The 17692-nt window shown below is 63.6% G+C and carries 18 protein-coding genes; 13 read left to right on the top strand and 5 right to left on the bottom strand.

The window, feature by feature from the left end; all coding sequences use genetic code 11:
• Positions 1–79 precede the first annotated feature (79 nt).
• From CHB96_RS10400 to CHB96_RS10340, 13 genes are all read left to right on the top strand, one after another.
• A complete protein-coding gene (locus tag CHB96_RS10400) occupies positions 80–868 on the top strand; it encodes an enoyl-CoA hydratase/isomerase family protein (RefSeq protein WP_089245776.1) in 789 nt (262 codons plus the stop codon).
• Positions 869–905: 37 nt separating this feature from the next.
• Positions 906–1283, top strand: coding sequence for a Zn-ribbon domain-containing OB-fold protein (locus tag CHB96_RS10395; RefSeq protein WP_371829003.1), 378 nt, complete (start codon positions 906–908; stop codon positions 1281–1283).
• Positions 1283–2431, top strand: coding sequence for a thiolase family protein (locus CHB96_RS10390; protein WP_089246163.1), 1149 nt, complete (start codon positions 1283–1285; stop codon positions 2429–2431). Before CHB96_RS10395 ends, CHB96_RS10390 begins: the two co-directional genes overlap by 1 nt.
• Positions 2432–2458: 27 nt before the next feature.
• Positions 2459–3667, top strand: a complete 1209-nt coding sequence (locus tag CHB96_RS10385; RefSeq protein ID WP_245865436.1) for an acyl-CoA dehydrogenase family protein — start codon at positions 2459–2461, stop codon at positions 3665–3667.
• Positions 3664–4614: a phosphotransferase family protein gene (locus tag CHB96_RS10380; protein WP_089245772.1), complete on the top strand. Its 951-nt coding sequence runs from the start codon at positions 3664–3666 to the stop codon at positions 4612–4614. The genes CHB96_RS10385 and CHB96_RS10380 overlap by 4 nt, the downstream gene beginning before the upstream one ends.
• Before the next feature lie 29 nt (positions 4615–4643).
• Positions 4644–5846, top strand: a complete 1203-nt coding sequence (locus CHB96_RS10375) for an acyl-CoA dehydrogenase family protein (protein ID WP_089245770.1) — start codon at positions 4644–4646, stop codon at positions 5844–5846.
• A complete protein-coding gene (locus tag CHB96_RS10370) occupies positions 5843–6601 on the top strand; it encodes an SDR family NAD(P)-dependent oxidoreductase (protein WP_089245768.1) in 759 nt (252 codons plus the stop codon). The genes CHB96_RS10375 and CHB96_RS10370 overlap by 4 nt, the downstream gene beginning before the upstream one ends.
• Positions 6602–6612: 11 nt before the next feature.
• Positions 6613–7401, top strand: a complete 789-nt coding sequence (locus CHB96_RS10365; RefSeq protein WP_089245766.1) for an SDR family NAD(P)-dependent oxidoreductase — start codon at positions 6613–6615, stop codon at positions 7399–7401.
• Positions 7401–8477 carry an alcohol dehydrogenase catalytic domain-containing protein gene (locus tag CHB96_RS10360; RefSeq protein WP_089245764.1) on the top strand — a complete coding sequence of 359 codons (1077 nt, stop codon included), beginning with the start codon at positions 7401–7403 and terminating at the stop codon, positions 8475–8477. Before CHB96_RS10365 ends, CHB96_RS10360 begins: the two co-directional genes overlap by 1 nt.
• Positions 8478–8494: 17 nt before the next feature.
• Positions 8495–9991: a class I adenylate-forming enzyme family protein gene (locus CHB96_RS10355; protein ID WP_089246159.1), complete on the top strand. Its 1497-nt coding sequence runs from the start codon at positions 8495–8497 to the stop codon at positions 9989–9991.
• A gap of 42 nt (positions 9992–10033) precedes the next feature.
• Positions 10034–10657, top strand: a complete 624-nt coding sequence (locus CHB96_RS10350; RefSeq protein ID WP_089245762.1) for a TetR/AcrR family transcriptional regulator — start codon at positions 10034–10036, stop codon at positions 10655–10657.
• A 66-nt stretch (positions 10658–10723) separates the two neighbouring features.
• On the top strand, positions 10724–11053 hold the full coding sequence (locus CHB96_RS10345; RefSeq protein WP_089245760.1) for an EthD family reductase: 330 nt from the start codon (positions 10724–10726) through the stop codon (positions 11051–11053).
• Positions 11053–12063, top strand: coding sequence for an MBL fold metallo-hydrolase (locus tag CHB96_RS10340; protein WP_089245758.1), 1011 nt, complete (start codon positions 11053–11055; stop codon positions 12061–12063). The genes CHB96_RS10345 and CHB96_RS10340 overlap by 1 nt, the downstream gene beginning before the upstream one ends.
• 65 nt (positions 12064–12128) lie before the next feature.
• On the opposite strand, the gene CHB96_RS10335 is transcribed toward CHB96_RS10340, so the two are convergent.
• From CHB96_RS10335 to CHB96_RS10315, 5 genes are read right to left on the bottom strand one after another with little or no spacing between them, the layout of a single operon-like run.
• Positions 12129–12884 carry an SDR family NAD(P)-dependent oxidoreductase gene (locus CHB96_RS10335; RefSeq protein ID WP_089245756.1) on the bottom strand — a complete coding sequence of 252 codons (756 nt, stop codon included), beginning with the start codon at positions 12882–12884 and terminating at the stop codon, positions 12129–12131.
• A 16-nt stretch (positions 12885–12900) separates the two neighbouring features.
• Positions 12901–14625: an ABC transporter permease gene (locus CHB96_RS10330; protein WP_089245754.1), complete on the bottom strand. Its 1725-nt coding sequence runs from the start codon at positions 14623–14625 to the stop codon at positions 12901–12903.
• Positions 14625–15782, bottom strand: a complete 1158-nt coding sequence (locus CHB96_RS10325; RefSeq protein ID WP_089245752.1) for an ABC transporter ATP-binding protein — start codon at positions 15780–15782, stop codon at positions 14625–14627. The genes CHB96_RS10330 and CHB96_RS10325 overlap by 1 nt, the downstream gene beginning before the upstream one ends.
• Positions 15783–16565, bottom strand: a complete 783-nt coding sequence (locus CHB96_RS10320) for an SDR family NAD(P)-dependent oxidoreductase (RefSeq protein ID WP_089245750.1) — start codon at positions 16563–16565, stop codon at positions 15783–15785.
• Positions 16566–16594: 29 nt separating this feature from the next.
• Positions 16595–17632: an ABC transporter substrate-binding protein gene (locus CHB96_RS10315; protein ID WP_089246157.1), complete on the bottom strand. Its 1038-nt coding sequence runs from the start codon at positions 17630–17632 to the stop codon at positions 16595–16597.
• Positions 17633–17692 lie beyond the last annotated feature (60 nt).

Here is a 17692-nt window from a genome sequence, read left to right as displayed (position 1 = left end):
TCAGCTATTGACGTCGACAGACCTGGTAGCTAATACTGAAGTGAATCCAGTTCAAGTTTGACGAACGAAAGGCACCACCATGGTTGAGACCGACCACATCTTGTTGGAGAAGGACGGCGAGGTTGCTCGTGTCTGGCTGAACCGCCCCCACAAGAAGAACGCAGTGACGGTCGAACTGCTGCACCGCCTCGACGAGATCATCGTCGAGGTCGACAACGACCCGAACCTGAAAGTCCTTGTCCTGCGCGGTGTCCAGAACCAATTCTGCTCTGGATTCGACCTCGACGAATTGCTGTCGGACTTCGTCGGAACCACCAACGCCATGGACGTCGCGGTGCTGTCCGCAAAGGTCTGCGATCGGCTCTACTCGATGAACACCCCATCGGTCGCAGTGCTCGAAGGCTACGTCACCGCAGGTGGATTCGAACTGATGATCTCCTGCGACTTCGCCGTCGCCTCGGACGACGCGAAGATCGGCGACTTCCACATCCGCCGGGCACTGTTCGGTGGCGCCGGGCCCATCTACCGATTGCCACGCATGATCGGCATCCGCAAGACCAAGGAACTGATGCTGACCGGCAAGCTGCTCAGCGGCCAGGAAGCGGTCGACTTCGACCTCATCAATGCGTCGGCACCGGCAGCCGAGCTCGACCAGCTGGTTGCGGACTTCATCGCACCCCTGGTGGACAAGAGTCCGTTCATGATGAAGCTGACCAAGATGTGCATCGACCGCGGCCTCGACGCGGACATCCAGTCCCTCATGGTCATGGAACACCTCGCGGTCGGCAACGCACTGCAGTCCGAGGACGGCAAGGAGGGCGTCACCGCATTCCTCGAGAAGCGTGAACCCAAGTGGGTCGGTCGCTGACGTTTCCGCAGCCGGACGACTACCCGAAGGGATGGAGATGGACACGACGGCGGGCCTTGCGCTCGAAGGTAGCAAGTGCACGAAGTGCGGCACAGTCGCCTTTCCTGCCAGCTCGATGTGCAGCAGGTGTGCGACGCCGACAGCCGTTCCGGCGACGCTGAGCACCACCGGAACCGTGTGGGCGTACACCGTGCAGCGTTTCGCACCGAAGTCGCCGCCGTATGTCCCTCCCCCAGGAGGATTTCGGCCGTTCGCCGTCGGATACGTCGAACTACCAGACGGCATCAAGGTCGAAGCGATCATCGACTGCGAGCGCTTCGACGAACTGGACCAGGCACCGGTGAGATTGGTGTCCACCTCGCCGGTGCCCCGGTTCAGCGTGGTAGCTCACTCGACGGCAGGAGTTTCGCAGTGATACAAAATGTTTCGATCATCGGCGCCGGGCTGTCCAAGTTCGGCAGGCAGCCCGGTGTCAGCGGCCGCCAGATGGCCGTCAGCGCAATCGAATCCGCCGTGCGGGATGCGGGGATTGCGTGGCCGGACGTCCAGGTGGCGTTCGGTGGCAGCGACGGATCGGGACTCGCCGACACACTCGTCGCAGAACTCGGTTTGACCGGGATCCCGTTCACGAACGTCAAGAACGGGTGCGCGACGGGCGGCAGTGCGCTCTTCTCGGCGGTCAACGCAGTTCGGTCCGGGGCTGCCGAGATCGCGCTTGCAGTGGGTTTCGACAAACATCCGCGCGGTGCGTTCGACCCGAGGCCCGCCGACTGGGGACTTCCCGAAGGCTACGGTGAAGCCGGTCTGATGGTCACGACTCAATTCTTCGGCGCGAAGATCTCGCGCTACATGCGTCGGCACGACATCTCTCGCGACACACTCGCTCGGGTTGCTGCGAAGGCGTACCGAAACGGTTCCCTGAACCCCAATGCCTGGCGTCGCGACGCCATCGACGTCGATACCATCGCGAGCGCCGACATGGTCAACGATCCACTTACCCGGTACATGTTCTGCTCCCCCGGCGAGGGCGCCGCGGCCATCGTCGTTGCCGGCGCGAACGCTGTCGCCAGGCTCGGTGGGCGTCCTGTCCACCTCCGCGCAATCGCGCACCGCACACGGCAGTTCGGGTCCTTCGAGGTGTTCAGCCCGTCCGTTCAAGGCACCGGTGAACCCACCAGCGTGAGCGCCGACGCGGCGGCCGCCGCCTTCGAACTCGCGGGCCTCGGCCCCGAGGACGTCGACGTCGCACAGTTGCAGGACACCGAGAGCGGCGCCGAGATCATGCACATGGCCGAATGCGGGTTCTGCAAGCCCGGCGAACAGGAAGCCATGATCGCCGCCGGCGACACCGAGATCGGCGGCAGGCTCCCGATCAACACCGACGGTGGGTGCATCGCCAACGGCGAACCGATCGGCGCGTCGGGACTGCGCCAAGTCCACGAGATAGTCACCCAACTCCGCGGCGAGGCGGGTGAGCGCCAGGTTCCGAACGATCCACGTGTCGGATTCACCCACGTCTACGGGGCACCGGGCATCAGTGCCTGCACCGTGCTGACGGTGTGAGCCGTCGTCGACCAAGAGGCTGATCAAGTGACACAGACAACGATTCCCGACCTCGCCGAGTTCACCGAGAACGCACACGCATGGCTTGCCTCCGTCGCACAGCCGCGCACCGAAGCAGTGTGGGGCGAGGGTCCCGACTCGGTGGCCGTATTCGAGAACTGGACCGCCGAGCAGGAGCGCGAGCACACGGACACTATTTCTCGCTACGAGAAAGCCAAGTTCGACGCGGGTTGGGGTGCACTGAACTCTCCTGTCGAGTTCGGTGGACACGATCTACCCATGTCGTACGTGCTGGCTTTCCGGCGCGCCGAGGAAGCATTCGACGTACCTCGCCGCACCGAGATGTTCTCGGTGACTCAGCAATTGGTGGCACCGACCATCCAGCAGTGGGGCACCGACGAACAGAAGGCCAAGTTCGTGCGCGCGATGCTGCGCACCGATCTCATTGCCTGCCAGCTGTTCTCCGAAACGGAAGCGGGCTCCGATCTCGCCGCGGTACGTACCAGAGCCGACCGGACACCGGATGGTTCGTGGATCATCGACGGCCACAAGGTGTGGACGTCCGGCGCACTCGTCGCGGACTACGGAGTCGCGTTGTGCCGCACCGACACCAGCGTCTCCAAATACGCGGGACTGACGATGCTCCTGGTCCCCATCAACGCCCCGGGCGTCACCGTCAGGCCTATTCGTCAGATGACCGGCGGCAGCTCCTTCAACGAGGTCTATCTGGAGGGCGTCGAACTCGACGATACGCACCGCCTCGGTCCGGTCGGACGAGGATGGCAGGTAGCGCTCACGGTACTGGCGGCCGAGCGTCTCGACGGCGGCACTCTCGGGCTCGCCAACGCCGATCAGGCAGTGGAGCTGGCTCGCAACCTCGGCCGTGAGTTGACCGAAATCGAGCGCGACGCAGTCGCCGACCTCGTGACCCGCAGTTACGTGCAACGAATCGGCACCATGCGCGTGGCAGGCGCGATCGTCGCAGGCAACGATCCAGGGCCCGAGGCGTCGTTGGGCAAATTGCTCGCCACCGACACGATGGCTACGACGTCGGACGTCGTCCGACTGCTGCTCGGGCGTGAGGCGACATCCGATTCCGGGCGGTGGGGGACGTTCGCGTGGTCCGAACACCTCCTCGGTGCACCCGGATACCGCATCGCCGGCGGAACGGACGAGATCCAGCACAACATCATCGCCGAGCGAGTACTCGGCCTTCCCCGGGAGCCGAAACCATGACGCACTCGACGCTCGAATCTCGCGTAGTCACCGCACTGGCCGGACGAGAAGTCACGGACTTCGACATCCTGCCTGGCGGACACTCGGGTCTGACCTACCGCGCAAGCACATCCGACGGTGCCATCGTCGTCAAAGCTGTTCCGGAAGGCCAACGTTCGATCGGACGCCACGACATGCTCCGTCAGGCATCCATTCTGCAGTCCTTGGCCGACACCGATGTCCCGGTCCCGCGCATCGTCGCCGTCGACGACACCGAACCGGCATGGTTCGCCATGGAATTGGTCGAGGGTGAATCTCTGGAGCCGGTCCTCGACGACCCCGCAGTCGATGCCGACGTCGCGGCTCGACGGATGCTTCGTGCAGCCGAGGTCCTCCCCCGGCTGCACGCCGTCGACCTCGACTCCGTTCCCGGTGCGGGCGCGCCGCTGTCGCCCGCCGACGAACTCGAGCGATGGGCTCGCACGTTGGGTGCGGTGCCGCCCGAATTGGTCGTCGGGGGCGACGAACTCCTGAGGCTCCTTCGTTCGGATGTGCCCGAGCCCGTCGAACCTGTTCTCGTGCACGGCGATTACCGACTCGGCAACATCATCTCCACCGGCGACGAACCGGCAGCGTTGATCGACTGGGAGATCTGGAGTGCCGGCGACCCACGGGTGGAACTCGGATGGTTTCTCGTCTTCGCCGACGGCACCAACTTCCCCGGCGTCGGCCGCGAGGTGCCAGGTCTACCTACCACCGCCCAACTGATCTCCGCGTACACGAAAACCGGCCCGGAGATTCCGGACATGACATGGTTCGACGCCCTGGGGCGTCTGAAGATGGCCGCGATCATGGGACACAATCTGCGACGCCACCGCGAAGGACGCCATATCGACCCGGACCAGGAGAAACTCCCGGCGACCATCGACAGATTGATCCACACCGGTACCGCCTTGCTTCGGCACTGACGCCACCACCAACTTTCAGGAGCGAACACGTGGACTTCTCCTACTCCCCACGCACCGAAGAACTGACCGGCACGCTCGAAGCCTTCATGAACGATCACGTTTATCCGGCCGAGAAGGTCTACGACGAGCAGATCGCCGCGAACGACAATCCACACGAGCAGCCGCAGATCATGCGCGATCTGCAGGCCCGCGCCCGCGAACTCGGATTGTGGAATCTGTTCATGACCCACGACGGCCTCGGCGCAGGGCTCACCAACCTCGAATACGCTCCACTCGCCGAGATCGTCGGCCGATCCATCATCGGCAACGAGGCCGTCAACTGCTCGGCGCCGGACACCGGCAACATGGAGATTCTGGCCATGTACGGGACCGAAGAACAGAAGAATCAGTGGCTGAAACCGCTGCTGGACTGCAGTATTCGTTCTGCGTTCGCGATGACGGAACCCGACGTCGCCAGCTCCGATGCCACCAACATCACCTCGACGATTCGCCGCGACGGCGACGAGTACGTGATCAACGGCCGTAAGTGGTACACCTCGGGCGTACTCGACCCCGACTGCAAGCTGATGATCTTCATGGGAAAGTCGGATCCGGACGGACCGACGTACCGGCAGCAGAGCATGATCCTGGTTCCGACGGACGCGCCGGGCATCGAGGTCCTGCGTGATCTGCCGATGTTCGGCTTCCAGGACCGGCTCGGACACGGTGAAGTCCAATTCACCGATGTCCGTGTGCCCGCGTCGAACATGCTCGGTGCCGAGGGTGACGGTTTCGCGATCGCGCAGGGCCGCCTGGGACCGGGTCGCATGCACTACGCGATGCGTGCGATCGGCATGGCCGAACGCGCCCTGGAGATGATGTGCCGCAGGTCCACCGAGCGCCACGCGTTCGGGGGACCACTGTCGAACCGCGGCGTCGTACGCGAGTGGATCGCACGCAGTCGAGTCGAGATCGACCAGATCCGGCTGTTGGTCCTCAAATCCGCATGGCTCATGGACACGCGCGGAAATGCTTCTGCCCGTTCGGAAGTCGCTGCGATCAAGGTGGCGGCCATGGAGGTCGCACACAACGTCGTCGATCGAGCCGTCCAGGTACACGGCGCCGCAGGCGTCAGTAACGACACGATCCTCGCGCGGCTCTACGCCATCACGCGCGCCCTGCAGATCGCCGACGGACCCAACGAGGTCCACCTGCGAACCATCGCACGACTCGAGGTGAAGAAGTACACATGAGTACACCGAAATTGGCAGGCAAGGTCGCTCTGGTCACGGGCGCAAGTCGCGGGCTCGGACTGGCGATAGCGCGTGGGTTACGCGACGCGGGTGCGACGGTCGTCGTATCGAGTCGAAAGCTGGATGCTTGCGAGTCGGCAGTGGCGTCGCTCGGCGACACAGGGCCGGGCACAGCACACCCGTTCGCCCTTCATGTCGGACAATGGGACACCATCGAACCCGCAGTCGACGAGATCATCGAGCGGTTCGGCAGCCTCGACATCGTCGTCAACAACGCGGGTATCGCTCCGCTGGCCGACAACCTTGCCGCAGTCACAGAAGGCCTGTGGGACAAGACCATCGAAGTGAATCTCAAGGGCCCGTTCCGGTTGATGGCCGTTGCCGGGCAACGCATGGCGGCGGCTGGAGGCGGATCCATCGTCAACATCTCGAGCATCGGCGCCGAGCGCCCCAGTCCGCCCGAGGCGATGTACGCGGCAGCGAAGAACGGCCTCAACGCCCTGACAAGGGCCTTCGCCCAGGAATACGCTCCTAGGGTCCGAGTGAACTGTGTGATGCCGGGCGGTTTCGCCACCGACATGTCCGAGAACTGGGACGACGAGTTCATCGGCAAGATCGTCGACCGTCTCCCGGCCGCCAGACTGGGACGACCCGAGGAGATCGCCGGGCTCGTGACCCATCTCGCGTCCGACGACGCCGGATACACCACCGGTGCACTCATTCCCGTGGACGGCGGCCGTACGGCCGTCTACTGACGAGAGAAACCATGACGGACAACGACATAGAAGGTGGACGCGTGCTGACGGACATGTTCGGCCTGACCGGTCGCGCTGCGATCGTCACGGGGGCATCGTCAGGATTGGGCCTCGGATTCGCCCGAACCCTGGCCGGTGCCGGCGCGACGGTGTTTGCGGCGGCTCGACGTCTCGACCGACTCGAAGCCCTGGCCGACGACGTACCTGGCATCGTGCCCGTTCGGTGCGACGTCACCGAGGACGCAGATCGTCGGGCGCTCGTCGACCGATGTTTCGAGCTGTCGGGACGTCTGGACGTCCTGGTGAACAATGCCGGCAAGCCAGGACCGCCCAACGCCGAGGACGAGACGCGGGAGGGGTTCCACTCGATCATGGAGATCAACCTGATCGCCGGTTTCCATCTCGCCACCTATGCGGCCGGGAGAATTCCACAGGATTCGAATGCGTCGTTCATCAACATCTCGTCGGTCATCGGGCTGGTGTCGACCGCGCCGATCGGCGGGGCGAGTTACGCGGCGTCCAAGGCGGGAACACTGGGTCTGACCCGCGAACTCGCCGGGCAGTGGGGCCGACGGGGTATCCGCGTGAACGCCGTGGTTCCCGGGTGGTTCGATACGGAGATGACCGATGGCTTGTTCACCAACGACAAGTCCGCAGGGTGGGTGCGACGGAACACGATGCTCGGGCGCGGCGGCGTCGACGGGGAGATCGACGGCGCGGTGTTGTTCCTGGCCTCGGACGCATCGTCGTACATGACCGGACAGACACTGATCGTCGACGGCGGTTGGACGGCTCGCTGATGTTGGCCGTGCAGCTCACCGAATGGGGTGCCGCACCTGAATTCCAGGAGATCCCCGAACCCGAACCCACCGGAGATCAACTCGTTCTCCGTGTGGACGCTGCCGGGCTGTGTAGGTCAGACCTGCACGTCATGGACTCGTCCGCCGACCGATTCGCCTACCCGCTTCCCCTGACCCTCGGACACGAGGTGGCAGGAACCGTCGTCGCGGCAGGTCCGACCGCCGACAGCTCGTGGATCGGGCACTCCGTCGTCGTCCACGGAATCTGGGGCTGCGGCACATGCCGAAACTGTCTGCGCGGCAGGCAGAATTACTGCCTCGCACTGACCCCGTCGTCGGACGGGCGCCTGAGGCCCATCGGTAACGGTCTCGGCCACGGCGGCGGGTTGGCGGAACTGATGGTCGTGCCGTCGTCCGACGTGCTCGTCCCCCTCGGCACACTGGCTCCTCGGACAGCGGCACCTCTCGCCGACGCGGCCCTCACCGCGTATCACGCGATCCGTACCAACTCCGAGATGATCGACGACCTGAGTGTCTTGGTGGTCGTCGGAGTCGGCGGCCTCGGACACCTTGCCGTGCAGATTCTTCGATCGTTGGGCGCCAGCACCATCGTGGCGATCGAGACACGCGTCGAAATGCACCGTCTGGCACTGGAATCCGGCGCTCACGAATGTCACGAGAGCCTTGCCGACGCGCGTCGCAGCATCTCGGCCCTCGGTGGTGCCGATCTGGTACTCGATTTCGTCGGCGCCCCGGGCACCGTCGCCGACAGCGCCGCCCTGCTCGCACCCGGCGGCAGATCGGTGGTGGTCGGAAGCGGGGGTGGCCGGCTGACCGTCGGCAAGGACGTGGGCTTGGCCACCGGATGGCATGTGAGCGCGCCGTTCTGGGGAACCAGAGACGACCTGCGAGCCGTCGTCGAACTCGCCCGAGACGGGGTGTTGCACGCCGAAGTCACCACGTTCCCGTTCTCCGACACCCTTGAGGCCTACCGACAACTGCGGGCGGGTTCCATCACGGGCCGAGCAGTGATCGACATGACCCTATCGCGACAGACGAAAGAGGCACGACCGTGAAATGGCTTGCAGAACAGATGGTGTCCCGGGCCGAGCGCACACCCGATGCCGTCGCGGTGGTCGACGAGTCGGGCAGACACACCATCGGGTCGATCGTCGCGGCCGCACTCTCCCTGGCCGACACCATCGCCGAACTCGATTCCGGCGCACCGACCGCACTCGTCCAGGCGGACAACACGTGGACGACCGTCGCAGCGGCCTTGGCCATCGGACTACGCGGCGGAGTCGTGGCAGTGTTCAGCCCGCATGCCACCGAGTCCGAATTCCAACTGGCGCTCGAGGACATCGCTCCCGATCTCGTCATCGGAGACCCGAAGTCCCTGTCCCACTGGGGAGTCTCGAACGAGAACTTCCCGGTGTCGAACACGGCCTTCGGGGCGCATCTCGTCCAGTCCACCGGTCGGAAATTCTCGTCGGTCGACCGATGGAACGGAGGCGCTGCGATCGCAATGACGTCGGGGTCCACCGGGCGCCCCAAATGCGTCGTTCAGTCCGAGGAAGCGATTCGGTACGCCTGCACCAGCACCATCGAGGCGGTAGGCCTGAGGCCAGGGGAAGCGATCGGAGCATTCGTTCCGTTGTCGTCGGTCGCCGCGTTCTGTTTCGGAATGTACCTTCCAGCGCTGCTGGGCGGACGTATGGTGTCGATCGGTCGGTGGTCCCCCGTCGGCGCACTCCATGCAGTCCGCGACCACCAGGTGGCGTGGACGATGTTGGTGCCGACGATGGCATTGCAACTCTCGGTCGCCGACGAATCCAAGGACGCACTGACGCCCATGCGCGCCATGACCGTCGGCGGCGGGCCGATGAACGAACGGGCCTTGGGCGAGGCAGAACAGTGGTTGAACACGACTTTCCTTCGCGTATTCGGAATGTCGGAATGTCTGGGCCACACCACCCCCGCACTCGATGATCCACCGTCGATCAGGCTCGGACGCGACGGGCGACCGTTCCCTGGCACCGTCGTTCGTGCCGTCGACCCGTCGGGAATTCCCCTCTCCCCGGGTGAGATCGGCGAAGCGCAGGTCAAAGGCCCTTCGCTGTATGTCGGGTATGCCCGCAACGGCACACCGGTCCCGCCGGAACTGACCGACGACGGCTTCCTTCCGACGGGTGATCTCGTGGAAGTGTTCGACGACGGCTCGATTCGAGTCATGGGTCGACAGAAGCAGATCATCATCCGCGGTGGACGCAACATCGACATCAACGAGATGGAATCAGCTCTCGCTGCGCTCGATTCCGTCGTACAGGTCTGTGTCGTCCCGGTACCCGACGACCTTCTCGGTGAGCGCGCTGCAGCGTTGATCGTCACGGGCGGTGAGCCCATGAGCTTGGACGACGTCACATCTCGGCTTGCCGACACCGATTTTCCGAAGTTCAAATGGCCCGAGTACGTCTTCACCGTCGACGACCTGCCGCAGAACCGCGTCGGCAAGCTGTCACGTCCCGACGCAATCGAAATGGCACGGAAGTTGGCCACGCTAACCGATTCGAATTCATCTCGGAAAATGTAGAATCGACGGAATCCGATACGACGCTCGACAGTGGGGACATACATGACGGTAGGAACCGGAGTTCGACGCGAGAGTCCGCGATCGAAGCGAACGCGCATACTGTCCGCCGCTATCGACCACTTCGGCAAGGTGGGATACGAGCACACCAAATGGGCGTCCATCGCCGACGAGGTCGGTATCGGTCAAACCGCTCTGTATCACTACTTCGAGTCCAAGGGCCACTGCCTCCTGACCATCATGCGGCTCGAATTGGCCGACTCCGTCGAACGATTCACCGCAGCAACCGACGACGTCTCCGATCCGGAACAAGCATTGCGAGCAGGTATTCTCGCCTCCCTCGCGGCAACTCCGACCGACGCCCTCCAACGTCGGATTCTGCAGAATCACATGGATCTGCTTGCCACCGAGCGTCAGTCGGCCAAGGAAGAAGCGGAGCGGTTGCAATGCCGTGATCTGGTCCAGCAGATCGAGACCAACTGGACGTCGCTGATCGCCCGCGGTATCGACTCGCGCGAATTCACGGAATCGGATCCGACGATGCAAGCACGGCTGGTGCTCGCTCTGGTCATCAGCGTCTGGCGATGGTACCGACCTGACGGAAAGCTCTCCATCGACGAGATTGCCGAGTTCGTGACGGACGCGGCGATGCGCGTGGTTCGCAAGTAGCACGCGCGGACCCGGGTGGGTTTCCGCATGATCATTCAAACCGAACAGAATTCACTTAGGAGAAGCATGTACAACCTGGTACTGGTCGCTGCTCGGCCGACCGACTGGACCCACGATCAGTTCATCACGTGGTGGCGAGGCGAACACGCCGACGTCACGTATCCCCTGCCGGGACTCCTTCGTTGGCAGCACACCGAACTACTCGAATCGTTCGGAAGCAAGTCCGAGGGCTGGGACGGTTTGTCGGTACTCAGCTTCGAGTCCCGTGAGGCATTGGATACCGCGCTCGCCAGCCCCGAATGGAAAGCCGCCGTCGAACACGTCGGCGACATGGGTGGGCGTCGAATGATGTGGTACGGCGACGAGAAGACGATGGTTCCCCTCGCGGAGTCCTGATGACGTCCTCGTGGACCGACGCCGGCTGCTTCCCCGTGTCCGACGGTATCCACCGAATTCCATTGCAGATGCCTCAGGACGGCTTGCGAGCGATCAATGTCTACGCGTTGGAGACAGATCGCGGTCTCGCTCTGATCGACGGCGGTTGGCACACCGACACCGCCCACGACGAACTGATGTCGGCGCTGTCCCGCATAGGCCGTGGACCGTCGGACATTCACGACATCTACGTCACCCATGTCCACCGCGACCACTACACGTTCGCAGTGGAGCTGCGCCGACGCTACGGCTCACGCGTGCACCTGGGTTCGGCTGAGGCCCCGGGCATTTCGGCGATCAATTCCCTGCAGAGCAACGTACCCGAAAGCTCCATTCGCGAGCTCCATCGTGCCGGCGCCTACGAGACCGCGCGCCGAGCCCGGACGAGCGCCCTTGCGGTACCCTTCAACGTCTCGGACTGGGAGAAGCCCGACGAATGGTTGTCGGCAGGCCCACTGGACATTCCGGGTCACCGTATCGAGGCCGTGCACACACCCGGTCATACCAAGGGACACCTGGTGTTCCACGACGTCGAGCGATCCGTCAGCTTCACCGGCGACCACGTTCTGCCGACCATCACGCCGTCCATCGGCTTCGAACTCGGTGACTGGGATCTGCCGCTGGCGAAGTACATGGCGTCTCTCGAGATGATGCTCGACGGCAACGACCGAACGATGCTGCCCTCGCACGGCTTTCCGGGAATGGGAGTGCACGAACGTTGCCGCCAGCTTCTCGCGCACCACGAACGCAGGCTGTCGGACACATCGACCGTCGTCCGCACACTCGGGACCGCTTCGGGGTCTGCGGTTGCCGCTGTTCTCACCTGGACCAGACATGATCGGTCGTTCGCCGAGTTGGACGATTTCAACAAGATGGTCGCCACGTGCGAGACCCTCGCGCACCTGGACGTTCTCGTCGAACGCGGACAGCTTCGTGTCCGAACCGACGATGGCGTGGATTTCTTCACGTAGGGCGGCTTCGCCGCCATGTGCATGGAAATACATAGTGGGCTATGTATTTCCATGCACATGGGGGGTCAGGCGCAGGTCCACCCACCGTCGACGTACAGTTCCGATCCGGTCACGAACGTCGAGTCGTCGCCGGCCAGAAAAGCGACTGCTGCAGCAACTTCCGACGCAGTCCCCAGCCGCCCCATGGGCGTGTGGGCCAGCATGGCGCGGTGTCGTTCGGACCCTTCGTACCGTTCGAGCAACTGTTCCGTTCCGATGAAGCCCGGGTGCAGTGAGTTGACCCGAACGCCCTTCGTCGCCCAATGCAGTGCGGCATTCTTCGTCATCGTCCGCACAGCGCCTTTCGCAGCGGCGTAGGCCACGCTGTTTCCCAGTCCCCCAACGCTGCCCAGGATCGAGCAGATGTTGACGATCGACCCACCTCCGGATTCCTCGATGAAGGCACCCGCGTGCTTCATGCCGAGCCACGTGCCGGTCTGGCCGATCTCGACCACGCGATTGTAGGTGTCCAGATTCTCGTCGACGACGGTTCCGAGACTGCCGATGGCGCCGTTGTTCACGAGCGCATCGAGTCTCGAATAGCGTTGGGATACCGCGGCTACCGCATCGCGCCACGCATGTTCCTGCGTGATGTCCAGCGCGAATGCCAGGTGCGCCTCCGGGTTCTCCTGGGCGGCGACGAGCTTCTCGCACGACGCCTGATCCACGTCGGTGACAACGATCGACGCACCCTCGTCGGCGAGTCGGCCCACAATCGATGTGCCCAGTCCCCCAGTCGCACCGGTAACCAGAACGACCTTGTCCTGCAAGCGAGTATTCATGTTCGTCCTGTCCTCGTCACAGCTTGCTCAACACGTTCCGGCCACCGACGAGCATCGCGAACGCGACACCGATCGTCGTCACTGCTGTCATCAACAACGCCATCGCGGCGACGAGGGGGTAGGACCCGTTCTGCCACATGTCGAACAGAAGCGTGCCCATGACCTGCGTCGTCGACGCTCGAACCAGGAGCGATGCCGCGAACTCATGGGTGAGGAGAATGAACATCAAGGCCACGGCGCTCAGAATGGTGGGGCGCATGAGCGGCAACATGATGCGCATCGTCGTCACGACAGGCGATGCACCACTCGTCGCCGACGCCTCGGTGTACGTGTTGCCCAGCGCCAGCATTGCGGTCATCTGCATCCTGGTAGCGAACGGCAGCATCAACACCACGTACACCAAGATGATGACCGTCCTGGTCCCGTAGAGGATCAGAGGCGGTTCCGTGTACGTGAGCAGAAAACCGACGCCGAAGATGACGGCCGGAATACCGAGTGGCAGTGCGGTAATGAGGTCGGCGATCAGCGCGAGGATCTTGAACCGGCGTCCACGAACGAGAAGATTGGCCATCAGATACCCGAGCGGAATGCAGATCGCCACTGCTCCCAACGATGTCGACACGCTGGTGAGAACGGATTGCACGACAGCATTGTTGCCGAGCAACTCGCGAAAGTTGTCCAGTGTCAACAGACTCCAGGACAACGATCCGGACCAGTACGGCGTCAGCGAGACGATGACAAGGCCGAGCAACGGAATCACCAGGGCCAGTAGAGCGAAGAGCCCGATCGTCACGACCGCCCACGTGCCTTTCCCACTCGGTGGGGAAAAGGCCTTGCCACCGTGCGTTACGAATCGAGTCTGGTTGCCGAGCAACACTTTCTGCGTGAGCACCAGGACGATTCCGAATATCACGAGGGGCGATCCCGCCGCAGCGGCCGCTGCGAAGTCCGACGGTGACTCCGACACACGGCGATACATCTCCGTCGTGAGGACCTTCACGCCGCTGTTCTGTCCGAGCAACAACGGGCCGGTGAACTGACCGAGACCTAACAGCAGCGCGATACCGCCGCCGTAGATGAGGGAAGGGCGCAGCAGCGGCAGCACGATCTTGAAAAAGATTCCGACCGTCGAGGATCCGCTGACCTGCGCTGCTTCGAGGTGCTCGGAACTGATGTTCTGCATGCCCGAACTGACGAACAGGTAGACGAAGGAGGTGAGTCCGAATCCCGTGAGCAGGATGATCCACGGAACCGTGTACACGTCGATGGGACCGGTGTCGGACCCGCTCCACCACGGCAGCTTCCGCAGCAACACGTTGAGGTAGCCGGGTCCCGGCGACAGCAGGAACGCCCAGCCGACGATGCTCGCTACGGCAGGCATGACGATCGGCAGAATGGGAATGATGCGCAGCCAACCCAGTTTCGCGGGCAGCCTGCTGGCTGCGAATGCCAGCAGCGTGCCGAGGATCATCGCGATCACGAGGGATCCGAGTGCAAGTGCGATCGTGGTGCGTAGCGTGACGCCGACGTCGAAGCGGCCGTACTGACTCGAGTATCCCGCCGCGCCGTCCTCGAGCGCGAGCATCTGCAGTCGGATCATCGGGAGCACGACGAGGTAGCCGAGGATCGCCAGCAGAGCCGCGTAGCCGAGTCGGGCGCGCCAATGCGGAGAGATCGCGAAGGACTTCTTCGGCGCCTCCGGTGCGTCGTGGATGGTGTCCGGCGCTGTGAGCGTGGCCATCAGGAACGGTCTCCTGTTGCGACGAGATCTTGCGTGGAGGCTGCTTCGACAGCTTCACCCGCGTATACCCGCAGGCACGACGGCGAGAAGCTGACGACGACATCGTCCCCTGGACTGCTGCGACGGAGCGACGGACCGTGTTCGGCGGCCGACGCGCGGAGCATCAACTGTTCGGTACCCGTCTTCACCGTGACGTCGAAGTAGCGGCCGCCGTACTCGTGCGCGACCAACTGCGCATGCAGTGCCACGTTGCCGGCGGGAACCTCGCTCGTCGACGCGTGCAGCGACACGTCGTCGGGCCGGAAACGCGCGACGGCGACGGACCCTTCGTCGGCGCGATCACGTACGACGGCGTTCGACAGGTCGATGTCGTCTCCTGCGCTCGTGATCCATCCGGTGTGCCCGTTGTGCAGTTCGAGGCGATTTCCCATTCCGATGAATGCCGCCACGTATTCCGACACCGGGTTCTCGAAGACGTCCTCGGGTGCGTCGTACTGTTCGATCCTGCCCGACTTCATGATCGCGAGCCGGTCACCGAGTGCGAAGGCCTCGGACTGGTCGTGGGTCACGAATACCGCTGTGAATCCGAGAGTCTGGTGAAGCTGATGGATCTGAGAACGAACCTGGTCTCTCAGGCGTGCGTCGAGGTTGCTCAGGGGCTCGTCGAACAGGACGAGATCCGGTTCTGCGACGAGGCCTCGGGCCACTGCCACGCGCTGCTGCTGTCCACCGCTCAACTGTGAGGGATAGCGGTCGAGCAAGCCGCCGCAATCCACCATGTTCGCTGCCGCCTCGACGGCCCCGTCGGCGATCGCCTTCTTGAGCCCCCTGACCTTCAACGGATATCGGATGTTCTCGGCGACCGTCATGTGGGGCCACAGCGCGTACGACTGAAAGACCATGCCGATGTTGCGTTTGTGCGCGGGCACGTGCACCTTCGACGCGGCGTCGAACACCGGCTTGCCTCGGAACGAAATGGACCCGCCCTGAGGGGTTTCGAGCCCCGCGAGACATCGGAGGGTCGTCGTCTTTCCGCATCCGCTCGGCCCCAGGAGTACGAGGAATTCACCGTGCTCGATCTCCAGATCGAGATGATCGACGACCACGTTGGAGCCGTAGGTCTTCTCGAGAGAAGAAACAACGAATTGCGACGTCATCTAAACACTCACTTTCGAAACCTTGGGTGTGCGTACGCCGGCTCCTGTGCCGCCGTCGACCAGGATGTCCGACCCTGTCACGTAACTACTTTCGGGACCCGCGAGGAAGCGGACGACGGTGGCTACCTCCGCGGGCTCTCCACGACGCTGCATCGGAATGCTGCGAACGTAGGACTCCATGTCGTCCGACGCGAAGTCGGGTGTCGCGGTGATCGCCGTATCGATGCTTCCCGGGCACACCGCGTTGACGCGAATACCTTTGTCCGCCAACTCCAGAGCCGCGACCTTGGTCAGAGCGCGTACTCCGAACTTCGACGCACCGTATGCGCCCAGCTCGGCAGTGGCGAGCACTCCCCGGAGCGACGAGATGTTGACAACCGATCCGCCGGAGCGCATGACGTCGGCAGCGACCTTCAGTCCGAGAAACGTACCGACGAGGTTGAGATCCAACATCTTTCGAAACTGTGCCAACGTGGTCTGCTGGAGAGTCGCCTTCATGGCCGCACCCGCGCTGTTGACGAGCACATCGAGTCCGTGCCCATTCCGAGCCATATCGGATGTAACTGCGTCCCAGTCTCGTTCACTGGTGACGTCGAGTTGCCGGTAGTGCGCATTCGGTCCCAACCGATCTGCAAGCGCACGGCCCGCCGTGTCGTCCACATCGGTGAGGTAGACCGTTGCCCCCTGCGCCACGAACAATTCCGCGCACGCGCCACCGATTCCGCCGGATCCACCCGTGACGAGAACGCCCCGTCCCGACATCTCCGCACCGGTTCCTGTCATGTGCCGTGTCCTTACCTCTCGGATGCTCGTCAGCTCTGGAACAGCGACTGCCATTCCTGGGAGTACTGCTCGACCTTTTCCGGGGTCAGATCTGCGACATCCGGAGATGCGATGTCCTGAGCCCGGGCAACAGCACCGTCGATGTCGGGCAGCGCCGCGGCATATCCGCCGTTGAGCGCCGTCTGCCCTTCCACCGTCACCATGAAGTTGGCCAACACTTGCGCGGCGTTCGGATGCTGCGACGCACTGAGAACCTCTGTGTACCAGGGGGTTCCCCACGGCTCAGCAGGGAGCGCCCAGTCGACCGGCGCACCGGCCGCGACTTCGGTCACCAGCGGCTGCACCGAGGGGCTCACGACGACCTCGCCGGACGTGAGCGCCTGCGCCACACCGAGGGCACTGGGGTAGACGCGCGGCTGCAGTGCTGCGAGCCGATTCCAGTAGTCCTCGCCGTACTGCTCGCTGTAGTACCGATAGAGATCGACGTACGACGCGATCCCGGTCGGATTCACGATGCCGATCTTGCCCTGGTACTGGGGATCGAGAAGATCCTCGGGCGTCGTCAGACCCCCGGGTACCGCGTCGGTGTTCCATCCGAGTCCGAACACCGCCGCACTCGCGAGGAAGAACTTGTCGTCGATCACGCTGGTAGCGGGATCGAAGGCAGGCGCATCGAGATCCGGCCCGATCAGATCGGTCGAGTAGTTCCCGGATTCCGCGGCGTTCTGGATCCACGACGCGTCGGTGAGCATGTGGACGTCGGCAATGCCTGTGCCCGTGCGGTTCTCGGTCTCGACTCGCGGGTTGATCTCGGAGTCCGTCCCGCGGACGTACTCCATCTTGATCTCCGGATACTTGGCCTGGAATGCGGCAACCAAGGCATCGAGGTTGGCCGGCTTCTGGCTCGAGTACAGCATGACGCTGCCCTCACTGTTAGCCGCGGCGACCACGTCGTCCCAGCTGCCCTCGACAGGACCGGACGCGCTGGAGGAACCACCACACGCCGTGATGCCGACGAGCACCGCCGTAGCGGCCAGGGCGATCGTCGCCTTCTTGAATGTCTTCATGTCTGCGTTCCTTTCGGGCACGTCAGTGAGCCGACTCGCACGTCCTCGTCGAATGTCGGG

The organism is Rhodococcoides kyotonense (assembly GCF_900188125.1).
GTDB lineage: Bacteria > Actinomycetota > Actinomycetes > Mycobacteriales > Mycobacteriaceae > Rhodococcoides > Rhodococcoides kyotonense.
The sequence above is the reverse complement of the archived record's forward strand: the minus strand, read 5'-3'. Positions and strand labels throughout refer to the sequence as shown.

Bases quoted from the DNA above. Each gene is read 5' to 3' on its own strand.
- CHB96_RS10345 (WP_089245760.1), top strand. From the start codon at position 10,724: ATGTACAACCTGGTACTGGTCGCTGCTCGGCCGACCGACTGGACCCAC.
- CHB96_RS10355 (WP_089246159.1), top strand. From the start codon at position 8,495: ATGGTGTCCCGGGCCGAGCGCACACCCGATGCCGTCGCGGTGGTCGAC.
- CHB96_RS10395 (WP_371829003.1), top strand. From the start codon at position 906: ATGGACACGACGGCGGGCCTTGCGCTCGAAGGTAGCAAGTGCACGAAG.
- CHB96_RS10350 (WP_089245762.1), top strand. From the start codon at position 10,034: ATGACGGTAGGAACCGGAGTTCGACGCGAGAGTCCGCGATCGAAGCGA.
- CHB96_RS10340 (WP_089245758.1), top strand. From the start codon at position 11,053: ATGACGTCCTCGTGGACCGACGCCGGCTGCTTCCCCGTGTCCGACGGT.
- CHB96_RS10370 (WP_089245768.1), top strand. From the start codon at position 5,843: ATGAGTACACCGAAATTGGCAGGCAAGGTCGCTCTGGTCACGGGCGCA.
- CHB96_RS10335 (WP_089245756.1), bottom strand. From the start codon at position 12,884: ATGAATACTCGCTTGCAGGACAAGGTCGTTCTGGTTACCGGTGCGACT.
- CHB96_RS10325 (WP_089245752.1), bottom strand. From the start codon at position 15,782: ATGACGTCGCAATTCGTTGTTTCTTCTCTCGAGAAGACCTACGGCTCC.
- CHB96_RS10400 (WP_089245776.1), top strand. From the start codon at position 80: ATGGTTGAGACCGACCACATCTTGTTGGAGAAGGACGGCGAGGTTGCT.
- CHB96_RS10360 (WP_089245764.1), top strand. From the start codon at position 7,401: ATGTTGGCCGTGCAGCTCACCGAATGGGGTGCCGCACCTGAATTCCAG.
- CHB96_RS10380 (WP_089245772.1), top strand. From the start codon at position 3,664: ATGACGCACTCGACGCTCGAATCTCGCGTAGTCACCGCACTGGCCGGA.
- CHB96_RS10365 (WP_089245766.1), top strand. From the start codon at position 6,613: ATGACGGACAACGACATAGAAGGTGGACGCGTGCTGACGGACATGTTC.
- CHB96_RS10315 (WP_089246157.1), bottom strand. From the start codon at position 17,632: ATGAAGACATTCAAGAAGGCGACGATCGCCCTGGCCGCTACGGCGGTG.
- CHB96_RS10320 (WP_089245750.1), bottom strand. From the start codon at position 16,565: ATGACAGGAACCGGTGCGGAGATGTCGGGACGGGGCGTTCTCGTCACG.
- CHB96_RS10330 (WP_089245754.1), bottom strand. From the start codon at position 14,625: ATGGCCACGCTCACAGCGCCGGACACCATCCACGACGCACCGGAGGCG.